This window comes from Micromonospora musae, from assembly GCF_003626545.1.
GTDB lineage: Bacteria > Actinomycetota > Actinomycetes > Mycobacteriales > Micromonosporaceae > Micromonospora > Micromonospora musae.
This window is the reverse complement of the sequence record NZ_RAZS01000002.1, coordinates 307826-322527: the sequence shown is the minus strand read 5'-3', so window position 1 is coordinate 322527 and position 14702 is coordinate 307826. Positions and strand designations below refer to the sequence as shown.

At 71.5% G+C, this 14702-nt stretch carries 13 protein-coding genes; 6 read left to right on the top strand and 7 right to left on the bottom strand.

Annotation, left to right across the window (positions count from 1 at the left end):
- Positions 1-5 precede the first annotated feature (5 nt).
- A complete protein-coding gene (map, locus tag D7147_RS05920; protein WP_120674414.1) occupies positions 6-788 on the bottom strand; it encodes a type I methionyl aminopeptidase in 783 nt (260 codons plus the stop codon).
- Positions 789-853: 65 nt separating this feature from the next.
- Here map and D7147_RS05915 point away from each other — a divergent pair, with 65 nt between their 5' ends.
- Positions 854-1132: a helix-turn-helix domain-containing protein gene (locus D7147_RS05915; RefSeq protein WP_120674412.1), complete on the top strand. Its 279-nt coding sequence runs from the start codon at positions 854-856 to the stop codon at positions 1130-1132.
- A 22-nt stretch (positions 1133-1154) separates the two neighbouring features.
- Here D7147_RS05915 and D7147_RS05910 read toward each other — a convergent pair whose 3' ends face one another.
- Entirely contained in the window at positions 1155-1676 is a 522-nt protein-coding gene (locus tag D7147_RS05910; RefSeq protein WP_147437352.1) for a hypothetical protein, read from the bottom strand.
- A gap of 289 nt (positions 1677-1965) precedes the next feature.
- Complete coding sequence (locus D7147_RS05905) at positions 1966-2445, bottom strand: MarR family winged helix-turn-helix transcriptional regulator (protein ID WP_120674408.1); 480 nt, start codon at positions 2443-2445, stop codon at positions 1966-1968.
- Positions 2446-2587: 142 nt separating this feature from the next.
- Here D7147_RS05905 and D7147_RS05900 point away from each other — a divergent pair, with 142 nt between their 5' ends.
- The 3 genes from D7147_RS05900 (at position 2588) to D7147_RS05890 (ending at position 5435) form a co-directional block, all read left to right on the top strand.
- Complete coding sequence (locus tag D7147_RS05900) at positions 2588-3499, top strand: NADP-dependent oxidoreductase (protein ID WP_120674406.1); 912 nt, start codon at positions 2588-2590, stop codon at positions 3497-3499.
- A 425-nt stretch (positions 3500-3924) separates the two neighbouring features.
- Complete coding sequence (locus D7147_RS05895) at positions 3925-4533, top strand: TMEM175 family protein (RefSeq protein WP_120674405.1); 609 nt, start codon at positions 3925-3927, stop codon at positions 4531-4533.
- A 146-nt stretch (positions 4534-4679) separates the two neighbouring features.
- Complete coding sequence (locus tag D7147_RS05890; protein ID WP_120674403.1) at positions 4680-5435, top strand: SDR family oxidoreductase; 756 nt, start codon at positions 4680-4682, stop codon at positions 5433-5435.
- 267 nt (positions 5436-5702) lie between these two features.
- On the opposite strand, the gene D7147_RS05885 is transcribed toward D7147_RS05890, so the two are convergent.
- The 4 genes from D7147_RS05885 to D7147_RS05870 all read right to left on the bottom strand — a co-directional run bounded on the left by D7147_RS05885 (position 5703) and on the right by D7147_RS05870 (position 12120).
- Entirely contained in the window at positions 5703-7433 is a 1731-nt protein-coding gene (locus tag D7147_RS05885; RefSeq protein WP_120674401.1) for an FAD-dependent oxidoreductase, read from the bottom strand.
- 177 nt (positions 7434-7610) lie between these two features.
- Positions 7611-10301, bottom strand: coding sequence for a pyruvate dehydrogenase (acetyl-transferring), homodimeric type (gene aceE / locus D7147_RS05880; RefSeq protein ID WP_120674399.1), 2691 nt, complete (start codon positions 10299-10301; stop codon positions 7611-7613).
- Between the two features lie 258 nt (positions 10302-10559).
- Positions 10560-11705 carry an RNA polymerase sigma factor gene (locus D7147_RS05875; protein ID WP_120674397.1) on the bottom strand — a complete coding sequence of 382 codons (1146 nt, stop codon included), beginning with the start codon at positions 11703-11705 and terminating at the stop codon, positions 10560-10562.
- A 1-nt stretch (position 11706) separates the two neighbouring features.
- On the bottom strand, positions 11707-12120 hold the full coding sequence (locus D7147_RS05870) for a YciI family protein (RefSeq protein ID WP_120674395.1): 414 nt from the start codon (positions 12118-12120) through the stop codon (positions 11707-11709).
- 171 nt (positions 12121-12291) lie between these two features.
- On the opposite strand from D7147_RS05870, the gene D7147_RS05865 reads away from it, so the two are divergent.
- A complete protein-coding gene (locus D7147_RS05865) occupies positions 12292-13143 on the top strand; it encodes an oxygenase MpaB family protein (RefSeq protein WP_120675241.1) in 852 nt (283 codons plus the stop codon).
- Between the two features lie 134 nt (positions 13144-13277).
- Positions 13278-14465, top strand: a complete 1188-nt coding sequence (locus tag D7147_RS05860; protein ID WP_158609291.1) for a low temperature requirement protein A — start codon at positions 13278-13280, stop codon at positions 14463-14465.
- Positions 14466-14702 lie beyond the last annotated feature (237 nt).

The following is a 14702-nucleotide window of genomic DNA, read 5'->3' as shown; positions in this document are numbered from 1 at the left end:
CGACCTCACCCGTGCGTCTGCTTCGGCAGGGTGAGGATCTCGGCTCCGTCGTCGGTGATGGCGATCGTGTGCTCGCTGTGCGCTGTCCGGCAGCCGGTCGCGCTTCGGAGCGTCCAGCCGTCGGCATCGGTGACGAGTTCGGCGGTGTCCGCCATGACCCACGGCTCCAGCGCCAGCAGGAGCCCGGAGCGGAGCTTGTATCCACGACCGGGTTTCCCGGTGTTCGACACGTGCGGGTCCTGGTGCATCGTCGATCCGACGCCATGACCACCGAACTGCGTGTTGATCGAATAGCCTGCCTCGCTCAGCACCGAACCGATGGCATGGGAGAGGTCACCGACCCGGGCTCCGGGTCCGGCGGCGGCGATCCCCGCGCGCAACGCGCGTTCGGTCGCGTCGATCAGCGCGACGCTCTCGGCGGGCGCGGAGTCGCCCACGACGAAGCTGATGGCGGAGTCGGCAACCACCCCTGCCTTGGAGACGGCGAGGTCGAGGGAGAGCAGATCGCCGTCGGCGAGCGTGTAGTCGTACGGCAAACCGTGCAGGACGGCGTCGTTGACGGAGGTGCAGATGTAGTGGCCGAACGGCCCGCGCCCGAAGGAGGGCTCGTAGTCGACGTAGCAGGACTGCGCTCCAGCCTCCAGGATCATGGCCTGGGCCCACCTGTCGATCTCCTGCAGGTTGGTGCCGACCGTGCTGCGGCCCTTCAGGGTCTGCAGGATCTCGGCGACCAGGGCGCCCGTCTCCCTCGCTCGCGGCAGGTCGGTGGGGTTCAGGAGCTCGATCATGTGCCGCCTTCCTCGCACATCCAATAACTATCCCGGCCATAGTATCCCGGTACTAGAATCGGCCCATGGTCAGGTTGCCGCTCACCCCCGCGGAGGTCGAACGCGGGCAGCGCCTCGGCGCCCTCCTGCGACGCGCCAGGGGGGAGCGCTCGATGCTCCTCACCGCGCTGGACGCCGGCGTCTCGCCGGAGACCCTTCGGAAGATCGAGTCCGGCCGCGTGGCCACCCCCGCCTTCTCGACCATCGCGGCGATCGCCGACGTCCTCGGCCTCTCCCTCGACGTGGTCTGGGCCGAGATCAACCAACCCGAACGCGCCGCCGCACCCGCGCGGCTGGCCTCGTAGGCCGCGCCCCCGGTCGGTACGCCTAGCGTCGACCCCGAGAGCCGGATGAGCCCTCGACGCGACGAGTGCGGCGGTAGTAGGACCACCCGGCCACCGGCAACGCGATCTCCCACGCCACCAGCAGCGGCAGGCCGATAAGAACTCCGGTGGTCGTGAAGATGTCCTGCGGGCCGGCTGTGTCGAGCTGCTCGAAGAGCTGCGTGGGCAGCGTCAGCGAGTAGCCGATCATCAGCGCGGAGCCGAGAACGGTGGGCGTCAACGGGAGCCACGGCGGGACCCGGCGGCCACGCAGCAGCGGTATCCAGCGAGGGAAGGTCAGGCCCCAGTCGCTGATGAGACCGAGGGCCAGCACCCCGCCGAGGCCGGCGAGAATACAGAGAACGCCCAGGTAGAACGCACCGGCCGGCATACCGAGGAACCCCTCGACCGGGTGGTCCCCGACGCCGGGGCCGCGGCCCTGATACCACTCACCGAACGGGCCGGGGTTGGCGAACAGCGGAATGCCGAGGATCCACGGGACGTGGAGCGGGATGAAGCCGAGCACCGGCGCCACCCATGCCGCATGTCCCGCCCAACGTGCCCATCGCGGCGGCGGCGCGCACCGTGCCGTCGCCCCCGCCACTGCCTGCCTGGTCGCCTGAGCCATGCCACGCCTCGCCCTCGCACGGTCCGATGCTTCTCGTCCGGCCACCGGGCTTCAGCGCGCCCGTCGCCATACCGAACGTCGCAGGGTTCCGGCGGTGGCAGCACACCCGCCCGGGGGATCCCGCTCCCCCTCGGGAGTACCGGGCGAGGGATGTCGTGCACCGACATCCCTGAGCCGACCTGGCGGACTAATCGGCTGCCGAGGGTTCCAGCAGGCTGCTCTCCATCTGCCGAAGAAGGCTGAGCACGGCGCGTTGCTGCTCCGCGGTCAGCTCGCTGACGGTCAGGCGCTCCAGCTCCGTCCAGATCCGTTGGACCTCGCGCCGCAGCGCGAGGCTGGCCGGGGTGGGCTCGACCAGGGTGGCCCGCCGGTCGTCCGGGTCCGGCACCCGTCGCACGTAGCCGGCGCGTTCGAGGCGCTGCACCGTACGGCTCATGCTGGCCGAGTCGGTGTCGAACCAGGCGGCCAGGTCGACCTGTCGCTGTGGGCCCGAGTCCCACAGACGCATCATCAGTAACTCCTGACTCGTGTGCAGACCGGCCTCTCGCAGCAGTTGCGCGGCGCGCAACCGGTGGATCCGGCCGAGACGGACGATGGCGTAGCTGATCGGGCCACCGAGAGCGGTCTCCGGCAGCTCGCCCTCGCCCGGCGTGTCACCCGTCCCCATGGCGGCAGATTACCTGACCTGGTCAGCAGTGGTGGCAGTCACTGGTGGATGCGAAATACAGCCACCCCCACGGTCAGTTACCTGTCCTAGACAGCTAATCCTGATGGACGGGCTGTGTCATCCACAGAACCAGGAGTCGACCATGAAGGCGATCACGTTCTACTCGTTCGGCGGGCCCGAGGTGCTGCAGGTCGCCGAACTGCCGCAGCCGACCCCCGGCCCGCGGCAGATCCGCATCCAGGTCCGGGCCGCCGGGGTGAATCCGATCGACGGCAAGATCCGCAGCGGCTCCATGGAAGCGATCTTCACGACCCCGCTGCCCGCCGTACTCGGGGTGGACGTCGCCGGGGTCGTCGACGCCCTCGGCGACGGCGTCACCGACGTCAGCGTCGGCGACCGGATCGTCGGCTGGGCCGACGCGCCCGCCGGGGCCTACGGGGAGTTCGCACTGGCCAGCACGTACACCAAACTTCCCGACGACCTGGACTTCGCGGCGGCGGTGGCGCTGCCGGTCGCCCTGGAGACCGCGACCCGCAGTCTCGACCTGCTGCGGGTCCGCGCCGGGGACACCCTGCTCATCCACGGCGCGAGCGGGGCCGTCGGCCAGATCGCCGTACAACTCGCCGCCGACCGCGGCGCCACCGTGATCGGCACCGCCGCCCAGGCGAACCAGGACCGGGTACGGGGACTCGGCGCCATCCCCACCGTCTACGGCCCGGGACTGGTCGAGCGGGTCCGCGCGCTCGCCCCGAACGGCGTCGACGCGGTGCTCGACGTGGCCGGCAAGAACGCCCTGCCGGACTCGATCGAGCTGCGTGGTGGCACCGACCGGATCGTCACGATCGCCGACGGCTCCGCGCCGGATCTCGGCGTCGTCTTCACCGCCGGACCGGAGCAGCGATCCGCGGCCGACCTCGCCGCGCTCGCCGACCGTCTCGTCCGCGGCGAGGTGACCGCCACCGTCGCCGCCGTCCTCCCGTTCGCGGACGCCGCCGCGGCGCACCGGCTCAGCGACGGCGGTCACGCCGGCGGCAAAGTGGTGCTGGTGCCCTGAGACCAGCTGAGCACGCCCCACCCCGTAGCCGCGTCGTGCCTCGAGCCAGAGCCCGAGGCACGACGCGGCACTGCTCTCCCACCCCTCTCCCGCCGCCGGGCCCGCGCGTCGGCCCGGCGTGATCGATCCACCGCGCCTGTCACAGATTCCGCTGCTGCGCTGTCTCGACTGCCGGAGAACGAAAAGACGCCGGGAGAAGCGCATGCCCACCGAAAGCGGGCGCACGGATCCCGGCGTAGCCCCCGAACCGGCAGGGGCGAGGCCCCGGCAACGTCGCCGACGACCTCACCCCTGCCTCCTGGCCGCGGGCCCGACCTCGTACCGGTCGGTGCCCCGGCGGGCGCACGCGTCGCCGTCGACGACGGCGACGACGGCGGCGGGTTCGGGGACCGGAGTCCGGGCATCGGAAGGAGAAGAGCGGCGCGGTGAGGACCAGTCGAGTCGAGGCGTTCAGCGATGGTGTGCTCGCCATCATCATCACGATCATGGTGTTGGAGCTGCGGGTGCCGGAGGGGCACGACCTTCCCGGCCTCGTCCACGACACCGGCCTTGGCCTGCTCACGTACCTGCTCAGCTTCGTCTACGTGGGCATCTACTGGAACGCCCATCACCACATGTTCCACCTGGTCCGGCGGGTCAACGGCGCCGTGCTCTGGGCCAACCTGGGACTGCTGTTCTGCCTGTCGCTGGTGCCGTTCACCACCACCTGGGTCTCCGAGTCGAGGTTCGAAGAGACCCCGGTCGTCGTCTACGGTCTCAACCTGCTCAGCGCGGCCGTCGCGTACGTCGTGCTCCAGCAGGTGATCATCCGGCAGCAGGGGCCGGACTCGCCGCTGCGGGAAGCCGTCGGCACCGACCTCAAGGGCAAGTTCTCCGTGGCGTTCGACGTCGTCGGAATCCTCGCCGCCCTGCTGATCGGCGGGCGCGTCGGAGTGGGGATCGCGCTGGTCTGCTTCGTCGCCATCGTGATCGTGTGGGTGGTCCCGGACCGCCGGATCGCCAGGATGGTACGCGAGCACGAGCCGGCGCAGTAGGACGCGAGACCGGCCTCCGGGTGGAGTCGCTCCGGCGGCAGGAATTCAAGATCGGAACGCCGGAGGATGTCACAGGCCGGCAGGCTGTCCGGTCGTAGCGGGTGACGGATGACAACTGACGCTCAAGGCAAATGGGAAGGCTTCAGATGAAGATCGTGGTAATCGGCGGCACCGGCCTGATCGGGTCGAAGCTCGTCGCGAAGCTCGGCGAGCACGGCCACGAGGCGGTGGCGGCGTCGCCGAACACCGGCGTCAACTCCCTCACCGGCGAGGGCCTGGCCGAGGCGATGGCCGGCGCGTCCGTGGTGGTCGACGTGTCGAACTCCCCCTCGTGGGAGGAGCACGCCGTGATGGAGTTCTTCCAGACCTCCACCCGCAACCTGCTCGCGGCGGAGGCGGCGGCCGGCGTGGGTCACCACGTGGCGCTCTCGATCGTCGGGACCGAGCGGCTCGCCGCGAACAGCTACTTCCGCGCGAAGATCGCGCAGGAGAAGCTGATCGAGGAGTCCTCGATTCCGTTCTCGCTCGTACACGCGACGCAGTTCTTCGAGTTCGTTCCCGGCATCGCCGACTCCGCCACGGACGGCGGCGTGGTCCGGATCGCGCCGGTGCTCTTCCAGCCGATGGCCGGCGAGGAGGTGGCCGAGGCGCTCGGCCGGGTGACGGTGGGCTCGCCGTTGAACGGTCGGGTCGAGATCGCCGGGCCCGAGCAGGGCCGGATGGACGAGTTCTTCCGGAAGGTGCTGGCCGCCGCGGGCGACCCGCGCGAGGTGGTCACCGACCCGCACGCGCACTACTTCGGGTCCGAGCTGGAGGAGCGGAGCCTGGTGCCGGGCGACGGCGCGCTCCTCGGCAAGGTCGCGTACGCCGACTGGCTGGTGCAGAACAAGCCCGCCGAGTAGGCGGCGGCTCGCGGTCGACGCCCGGGCGGGCGAAGGCCGGCGGCGAGCCGGCGTGGAGATGGTCGCCGGGCCCCGTTCGCGGGGCCCGGCGACCGTCTGCCGTCGGCCGCTGTCGCGCCTGCGGCCGTACGAATACGTCGAGCCGGGCCGGTGAACCGGCCCGGCTCGCGCATGGCGGCGGAGGGCGCAGGTGTCGGCCCGCGCCCGCCCCCGCCGGTGCGCCGGCGGCATTCGGCCGAGGACGGCGGCCGAACGCCACGGCGACGACTACTCGACGAGCTTCCCGACGGTCGACACGTCCTGCATCAGCTCGGCGATCTCCGTGGGGACCGGTGGGATCTCCTCGCGGACGATGCCCGCCGTCGGCGACCAGACGAGGTTGACCTGGAGCGTGGGGTCGAGGTTCGGGTAGTCGCTCCGGTTGTGGCAGCCGCGGGTCTCACGCCGCTCGAGCGCGGCCTCCAGAGTGGCTCGCGCCGCGAGCGCCGAGGCCTTGAGGTCGAAGGCGTGCGCCAGGTCCTGATAACCCGCGATGTCCGGGTGGACGCCGATGTCGGTCATCCGGTCCTCGATTGCGCCCAGCTCCGTGAGCCCGGTGCGCAGCCCCTGCTCGTCGCGGACCACACCGGCGTGCTCCGTCATCGTGTTGCGGATCGCCCGTTGCAGCGCGCGGACGTTCTCCCGGCCGTCCGCGGAGAGCAGCCCGTCGATCTCGGCGCGAGCCTCGCCCACGGCCTCCCGCGAACGCCGCTGCGCGTCCAGCCCGGCGGTGTAGTCGGCGACGGTGGCACCGACGATGCGGCCGTAGACGAGCAGCTCGATGAGCGAGTTGCCGCCCAGGCGGTTGGCGCCGTGCAGACCGCTCGCCGCCTCGCCGATCGCGTAGAGGCCCGCGACGTCGGTGCCGTGGTCCTCCGGGCGCACCCAGACGCCACCCATCGAGTAGTGCGCGGTGGGCGCGATCTCCATCGGGCTGGTCGTGATGTCGCGCATCTGCAGCTCCAGCATCATCTGGTAGACGCGCGGCAGCCGGTTCATGATGGTCTCGCGCGGCAGGTGCGACACGTCGAGCCAGACCCCGCCGTTCGGCGTTCCCCGGCCCTGCTTGATCTCGGTGTACGCGGCGAGCGCCACCCGGTCGCGGGTCGACAGCTCCATCCGCTCGGGGTCGTAGCGCTCCATGAACCGCTCCCCCACCGCGTTGCGGAGGATGCCGCCCTCGCCGCGGGCGGCCTCCGAGACGAGGGTCCCGGCCGCGTTCTCGGGTTCGAGGATGCCGGACGGATGGAACTGGACCAGTTCGGGGTCGCGCAGGCGGGCGCCGGCGAGGACCGCGAGGCGGAACGAGTCCCCGGTGTTCTCGTCCCGACGTGAGGACGTCCGGCGCCAGATCCGGGTGTGCCCGCCCGCGGCGAGGATCACCGCGTCGGCGTGTACGAGGTAGCGGGTGCCGTCGTTCACGTCGAAGCCGTACGCGCCGAACACCACGTTGTCGCGGACGAGGAGGCGGGTGATGTAGACGGTGTCGAGGATGGGGACGGAGAGTTGGGTGGCGCGCCGGACGAGGGCGCGTTGGATCTCGAGGCCGGTGTAGTCACCGGCGAACGCGGTCCTGCGGTATTTGTGGGCGCCGAAGAATCGCTGGGAGATCCGGCCGTCCTCCTCCCGCGCGAAGCCCATCCCGAAGCGTTCGAGATCGTGGATCCCCCGGGCGGCGCCCTGCGCGACGATCTGCACGGTGTGCGGGTTGGCGAGCAGGTAGCTCTCCTTGATGGTGTCCGCGGCGTGCTGCTGCCAGCTGTCCTCGGCGTCCATCGTGCCGAGCGCCGCGTTGATCCCGCCGGCCGCCAACGACGTGTGGGCGTCCAGCTTCGGTCGCTTGCCCACGGCGAGGACGTCGACGCCGCGCTCGGCGAGTTCGATCGCGGCCCGCAGGCCGGAGCCGCCGGTGCCGATCACCAGGACCGAGGTGGAGAGGCGTCGTTCTAGTTTGCTCATGGTGTTTCCCGTTCTGCGGTGAGGGGTGGCCGCCCCCCTGTGCGGTCAGGGGGGCGGCCGGTCGAGGCCAGCCGCACGGCGGTCTGACGCCGTGGTCGTGGCCTCGTCGCGCCCGCGCCAGGGGGTACGCGGGCTCGTCAGGTGGGACCGGAGCGGGTCACTGTTCGTGACGGCCGCTCAGCGGTCGGCGGAGAGCCCGTAGCGCTCACGGGCCTGCTGAACGGTCTCGGGCTTGACGTCGCCGCGCCGGGCGAGGGCGGCGAGCGCCGCGACCACGATCGACTCCGGGTCGACCCCGAAGTGGCGGCGGACGGCCTCGCGGGTGTCGGAGAGGCCGAAGCCGTCGGTGCCGATCGAGTGCCACTCCTGCGGCACCCACTGGCTGATCTGGTCCGGGACGGCCCGCATCCAGTCGCTGACGGCGAGCACCGGGCCGGGGGCGCCGTCCAGCACCCGGGTGACGTACGGTGTCCGGTCCTCGCCCCGGAGCTGCGCGGCGTCACAGTTCAGCGCGTCGCGACGCAGCTCGCTCCAGGAGGTGGCGGACCACACGTCGGCCGCCACCCCCCAGTCCGCCGCGAGGAGCCGCTGGGCCGCCAGGATCCAGTGGATGGCGGTGCCGGAGGCGAGCAGTTGCAGGCGCGGGGCGTCCGCGGCCAACTGGGCGTCGGCCGTCCTGAACCGGTAGAGGCCCTTGAGGATGCCCTCCTCGACGTCCGGGCCGGCCGGCATCGCCGGCTGGACCTTCGGCTCGTTGTAAACCGTCAGGTAGTAGAAGACGTCCTCCGCGTCCGGTCCGTACATCCGCCGCAGGCCGTCGCGGACGATCACGGCGATCTCGTGGGCGAAGGCCGGGTCGTAGGCGATCGCCGCGGGGTTGGTGGAGGCGATCAGGTGCGAGTGGCCGTCGGCGTGTTGCAGGCCCTCGCCGGTCATCGTGGTACGGCCGGCGGTCGCGCCGATGAGGAAGCCGCGGCCGAGCTGGTCGGCGAGCGCCCACATCTGGTCGCCGGTGCGCTGCCAGCCGAACATCGCGTAGAAGATGTAGAACGGGATCATCGGCTCGCCGTGGGTGGCGTACGACGTGGCGGCGGCGGTGAAGTCAGCCATCGAACCGGCCTCGGTGATGCCCTCGTGGAGGATCTGCCCGTTCGTGGCCTCCTTGTAGAACAGGAGCATGTCCCGGTCGACCGGGTCGTAGGTCTGGCCGTGCGGGGAGTAGATCCCGGCGCTCGGGAAGAGCGACTCCATACCGAAGGTGCGCGCCTCGTCCGGGACGATGGGCACCCAGCGCCTGCCGGTCCGCGGGTCCCGCATCAGGTCCTTGACGAGGCGGACGAAGGCCATCGTCGTGGCGATCTCCTGGGTGCCGGACCCCTTGGCCAGGGTCTCGAACGCCTTGGCGGGCGGTTCGGGCAGCACCACCGGCCGGACCCGGCGGATCGGGGCGGGGCCGCCCAGCGCGGCCCTGCGCTCGTGGAGGTAACGGACCTCCGGCGAGTCTGCGCCAGGGTGGGCGTACGGCATCAGGTCGCCGTCGAGCCTGCTGTCCGGGATCGGGAGTTCCAGGAGGTCGCGCAGGGCCCGGAACTCCTCGCCGGTCAGCTTCTTCATCTGGTGGTTGGCGTTGCGCGAGGCGAAGCCGGAGCCGAGGGTGTGACCCTTGACGGTCTGGGCGAGGATCACGGTCGGCGCGCCCCGGTGCTCGACCGCGGCCCGGTAGGCGGCGTACACCTTGCGGGGTTCGTGGCCCGCCCGCGAGACGTGGAAGCACTCGGCGATCTTCGCGTCGGTCAGTACCTTCGCCATCTCGACGAGCGCCGGATCCGTGCCGAAGAAGTGGTCGCGGATGTAGGCGACGTCGCGGGCCGCGTACGTCTGGAACTGCCCGTCGGGGACCTCGCGCAGCCGGCGCAGGAGCGCGCCGGTGGTGTCGAGGGCGAAGAGGTCGTCCCAGGCCGTGCCCCAGAGCGCCTTGACGACGTTCCAGCCGGCCGCGTGGAACTGGGCTTCCAGCTCCTGGACGATCTTGAGGTTGGCGCGCACCGGCCCGTCGAGCCGTTGCAGGTTGCAGTTGATCACGAAGGTGAGGTTGTCCAGGCCTTCGCGACCGGCGAGGGCGAGCGCGGCCGTCGACTCCGGCTCGTCCATCTCACCGTCACCTAGGAAGGCCCAGACGCGGGAGGCGGAGGTGTCCTTGATGCCGCGGTGCTGCAGGTAGCGGTTGAACCGCGCCTGGTAGATCGCCGACAGCGGGCCCAGCCCCATCGACACGGTCGGGAACTCCCAGAGCCACGGCAGCCGGCGCGGGTGCGGGTAGGAGGGGAGGCCGTCGCCGCCGGCCTCCTGCCGGAACCGGTCGAGCTGCTCCTCGGTGAGCCGCCCCTCGAGGAAGGCGCGGGCGTAGATGCCCGGGGAGGCGTGGCCCTGGATGTAGAGCTGGTCGCCGGAGCCGTCGGCCTCCTTGCCGTGGAAGAAGTGTTGGAAGCCGGTCTCGTAGAGCCAGGCGGCGGAGGCGAAGGTGGCGAGGTGGCCGCCGAGGCCGTAGCGGCTGCCGCGGCTGACCATCGCCGCGGCGTTCCACCGGTTCCAGGCGGTGATCCGCCGCTCCATCTCCTCGTCGCCGGGGAACTCCGGCTCGGCGGCGGTCGGGATGGTGTTGACGTACTCGGTCTCCGGCAGCTTCGGCAGCCCGAGGCCGGCGCCCTCGGCGTGTTCGAGGGTGCGGCGCAGGAGGTACGAGGCGCGGTGCGGACCGGCTGCGGCGGTGACGGCGTCGAGTGAGGCCGCCCACTCGGCGGTCTCCTCGGGGTCTCGATCCGGGATCTGGTCGAGCGCGCTCGGCTGCTTTCGCGCGATGTCGGTCATGGTGGCCGCCTTCCGACGGTTCCGACCTCTCGTCGCCGGGGCGGGAGGTCGACACGGTGAGACAGGGTCCTGCCGGCGGGATGGCTCGGGCCGAGCCGCACTGCCGGTCCGCCAGGTAGGACCGACCGGTGCACCGATTCGTGACGGCCGAGCGGGCACGGGAGGTGTGACGTACGCGGCACCGGGCGGCGGCCCACCTCGGCCCCGGTCGGCCCCGCGCGGGGCCGACCGGGGTTGAGGCCGGCGCGGGAAGCCGGGTCAGCTACGCCGGCGGGTGTTGAGCCGGGCGGCCTGGCGCGTCAGGTGGTCGCGCTCGGCGAGGTTGGGCGCCTGCCGGGCCGCCTCGGCGTAGCGCCGCGCCGCCGTCGCCAGGTCGCCGTCGCGCTCGTGCAGGTACGCCGCCACCGCCGCGTAGCGGGGCAGCGTGTCGTCCAGCTCCGCGAGCGCCGCCAGCCCGGCACGCGCTCCGTCGGCCTCACCGACGGCCACCGCCCGGTTGAGCCGGACGACCGGGCTGTCGGTCAGGCGCGCGAGCTCGTCGTACCACTCGACGATCTGCACCCAGTCGGTCTCCTCGGCGGTGAGCGCGTCGGCGTGCAGTGCCGCGATGGCGGCCTGGGCCTGGAACTCGCCCAGCCGGTCGCGGGCCAGGGCCGCCTGGAGGATCTCGACGGCCTCGGCGATCGACCCGGTGTCCCACCGGCCCCGGTCCTGCTCGGCGAGGGGCACCAGAGTCCCGTCGGCGGTGGTCCGACTGGCCCGCCGGGCGTGGTGGAGCAGCATGAGGGCGAGCAGCCCGGCCACCTCGGGATGGTCGATGGCGGCCGCGAGCTGCCGGGTGAGCCGGATCGCCTCGGCGGCGAGGTCGACGTCGCCGGAGTAGCCCTCGTTGAAGACCAGGTAGAGCACGCGCAGCACGGTGGCGACGTCGCCGGGCTGGTCGAACCGTACGTCGGAGACGGTCCGCTTGGCCCGGCTGATGCGCTGCGCCATGGTCGCCTCCGGCACCAGGTAGGCCCGGGCGATCTGGCGGGTGGTCAGCCCGCCGACGGCGCGCAGTGTGAGCGCGACCGCCGACGAGGGGGTCAGTGACGGGTGGGCGCAGCGGAAGTAGAGCTGGAGCGTGTCGTCCACCTCGGGGGCGGGCCCGGGCGCCGGTTCCGCGTCGAGCAGCTCCTCACGTCGGCGGCGGGCGGCGTCCGCCCGGGCCATGTCGAGGAACCGGCGCCAGGCCACGGTGACGAGCCAGCCCTTCGGATCCCGGGGCGGTTCGGCCGGCCAGACCCGGACCGCCTCGATCAGGGCGTCCTGCACGGCGTCCTCGGCCGCCGCGAAGTCGGCTCCGCGGCGGACGAGGATCCCGAGCACCTTCGGGGTGAGGCTCCGGAGCAGGAGCTCGTCCACCTCAGTGGCAGTCCGCGACGTTGGGCGACGCGGTCAGGAACGGACGCAGCTCCAGCCACTCGTGGATCGGCTTCCCGCCGGCCCCCGGGGCGGCCGAGAGCTCCCCGGCGAGCTCGACGGCCCGTTCGTAGCTGTCGACGTCGATCACCATCCAGCCGGCGATGAGGTCCTTGGTCTCGGCGAACGGGCCGTCGGTGACCGGCGGTCGCCCCTCTCCGTCGTACCGGACGAACGTCCCCTCGGGGGCGAGCGCCTGGCCGTCGACGAACTCGCCGTTGGCCTCGAGTCGCGCCGCGAAGTCGTTCATGTACTGCACGTGCGCCGAGATCTCCTCCGGCGTCCACCGGTCCATCGGCACGTCGTTGACGGCGGCCGGGGCGCCACGGTAGTGCTTCAGCAGCAGGTACTTGGCCATCGTGGTTCTCCTCGATGCTGGTGCGACCCATTCTCGTCGCGTTCACAGCGGGGACGGAGCCGGGCACCGGTTCTCGACATCACCGGCGGAACTTTTTTCTGACCGCTTGCCGCATGATGGCGGGCGGCGTCGAAACCCTACCCGGTGACCACCGATCGGAGCTGCCCACCGATGAGAGCCCGCTACGCCAACCTCGCTCGCATCCGCGCACTCGATCCGGAGCACGACCACCTGGCCATCTACCAGGCGATGTTGCGGTACGAGTTCCCGTGGGACCTGAAGCTGGGGCTCAACCTGGCGTTCAACCGGTCCTTCTCCCTCCCGTCGATCGCCGCGGTGCACGCGGTCACCGGGGAGTTGACCGAGCGTACGCAGAAGCGGATCGACGACACCGGCATCCTGATGTACGAGATGGTGCTGAACGGCTTCGACGAGCAGCGCGGCCGGGACGCCCTGCGCCGGGTCAACCAGATCCACCGCCGGTACGACATCAGCAACGACGACTACCTCTACGTCCTGGGTTGCCTGGTGGTGATCCCCACCCGGTGGCTGCAGCGCTACGGCTGGCGCCGTCCGTGCTGCCACGAGCTGCGCGCCACCCACCGCTTCTACGGGGAGCTCGGCCGCCGGATGGGTATCACCGGCATCCCCGACTCCTACGAGGCGTTCGAGACCTGGTTCGACGTCCACGACGCCGCGCATCTGCGGCCCAACCAGCATGCGGCGGCGGTCGAGCGGGCCACCCGCATGCTGATGCTCGCCCGGATCCCCCGGGCGCTCGCGCCGCTGGGCGACGCGATGGTCGCCGCCCTCTACGACGAGCGGCTGCGGGAGGCGACGCAGGTCGCTCGGCCGGCCTGGCCCGTCCGAGCCGGCCTGCACCTGGTGCTGACGGGCCGTTCCCGGTCGCAGCGCTGGTTCGGCAAGCCGCGGACGACCGCCTTGTTCACGGACGGGATCACGACCAGGAGCTACCCCGACGGGTACGAGATCAGCCGGCTGGGCCCGCAGCAGGACGACTGACCGAGCCCCCGGCGGCTGAATGCGTGGGTTTCTCGAGTTCACGCCGGTCATGTCCGGTTGTGCGGGCAAAGGTCCCGCCACGCCTGGTTCGGCATGGTACGAAGTTCGAACGGGACAAACCGGAAGAGGAGGCGGTGGCACAGGCGCGGTCGGGGTGGATTCTGCGCAGTCCGGACGCCCCCCGCCGGATCTCCTACCTGGAGCTGCTCTTCGACCTCGGCCTCATCGTCGCCCTCACCCGGCTCTCCGATCGACTGACCGGCAACCTGAGCTGGAACCACGCGCTGGAGACCATGGTCCTGCTCGCCGCCGTCTGGTGGGTCTGGACGGTCACCGCCTACACCACCGACTGGTACGACCCCGGCCTGCCACTGGTCCAGCTCATCGTCCTGCTCGTACTCTTCGGCGGTCTGCTGATGTCGCTCGCCGTCAGCAGCGCCTTCGAGGACGCCAGCGGGATCGCCTTCGCCGGGGCGTACGTGGGCCTGCACCTCTGTCGCGGGCTCATCCTCGTCACCGCCCTGCGTGGTCACGCGCTGCGCGCGCGACCGATGCGGGTGCTCATCTGGTTCTGCGCCACCGGTGTGCTGTGGGTGGTCGGCGCGTTCCTGCCCAGCGGGGTCCGGCTGGTGTTCTGGGGGGTGGCGGTCATGACGGACTTCGCGGTCGGCTTCTTCGGATATCCGCTGCCGAGACTCGGGCGGGCGACCACGGAGGAGCTGCGGGTGGCCGGCGAGCACCTGTCGGAGCGCTACCGGCAGATGTTCATCGTCGCGCTCGGCGAGATCGTCCTGGTCGGGGTGCGGCGTTACGGGGACCCGCCGTTCGTGTCACTGCGGACGATGGGGGTGGTCCTCCTCTTCGTCATGACGGTGACGATGTGGCGGATCTACATCGTCTACGTCGCCGACCACCTCGCCACCGGGATCGACGAGTCCCGCAATCCCGGCCGGCTCGCCCTGGTCGCGGCGTACGCGCATCTGGTCATGGTCTCCGGCGTGGTGCTGATCGCCGCCGGTGGTGACATCGTCGCCATGAATCCCCTGGGGCAGACGACCGTCACGGAGCTGGCCATCGTGGTCGCCGGTCCGGCGGTCTTCCTCGCCGGACGCAGCGTATACGCGCTGGTGGTGTTCCGGGCGATGCTGTGGCGGCTGCCGCTCGGCGTGGTCGTCCTGGCGCTCGCGGCACCGGCCCTGCGGGAGCTACCGCCGCTCGCGGTCGCCGCCATCACGACCGGCGCGATGGTGGCGATCGCCTTCCTCCCGCACTACGGGCGGCCGGTGTACCGCACCCGCTGGCGCGTCCGCACCCGCTGGTGATCCGGCCGGCGCCCCTCCCCACCTCGGCGGCCGAGGTTGCAGCGCGCGAGAAGCCCTGTCTGCCACGGCCGGCGTTGGTAACGTCGAACAACGAGGCGGGCAGCCGCGCTCCGGTTGCCCGTCCGCCTCGCTCCATCGCTCCCGGGCCTGCGATCCGCTGGTCGTCTCGCCTCGCCGCCGGCACACCCCTCACCCGCCGCTGCGCCGGGGGCCGCGAGGCCGGGACGGGAGCATTCA

Excerpts from the sequence above, each read along its gene's own strand:
- D7147_RS05865 (WP_120675241.1), top strand. The coding sequence starts at position 12,292 with ATGAGAGCCCGCTACGCCAACCTCGCTCGCATCCGCGCACTCGATCCG.
- D7147_RS05885 (WP_120674401.1), bottom strand. The coding sequence starts at position 7,433 with ATGAGCAAACTAGAACGACGCCTCTCCACCTCGGTCCTGGTGATCGGC.
- D7147_RS05870 (WP_120674395.1), bottom strand. The coding sequence starts at position 12,120 with ATGGCCAAGTACCTGCTGCTGAAGCACTACCGTGGCGCCCCGGCCGCC.
- D7147_RS05900 (WP_120674406.1), top strand. The coding sequence starts at position 2,588 with ATGAAGGCGATCACGTTCTACTCGTTCGGCGGGCCCGAGGTGCTGCAG.
- map (WP_120674414.1), bottom strand. The coding sequence starts at position 788 with ATGATCGAGCTCCTGAACCCCACCGACCTGCCGCGAGCGAGGGAGACG.
- D7147_RS05890 (WP_120674403.1), top strand. The coding sequence starts at position 4,680 with ATGAAGATCGTGGTAATCGGCGGCACCGGCCTGATCGGGTCGAAGCTC.
- aceE (WP_120674399.1), bottom strand. The coding sequence starts at position 10,301 with ATGACCGACATCGCGCGAAAGCAGCCGAGCGCGCTCGACCAGATCCCG.
- D7147_RS05915 (WP_120674412.1), top strand. The coding sequence starts at position 854 with ATGGTCAGGTTGCCGCTCACCCCCGCGGAGGTCGAACGCGGGCAGCGC.
- D7147_RS05905 (WP_120674408.1), bottom strand. The coding sequence starts at position 2,445 with ATGGGGACGGGTGACACGCCGGGCGAGGGCGAGCTGCCGGAGACCGCT.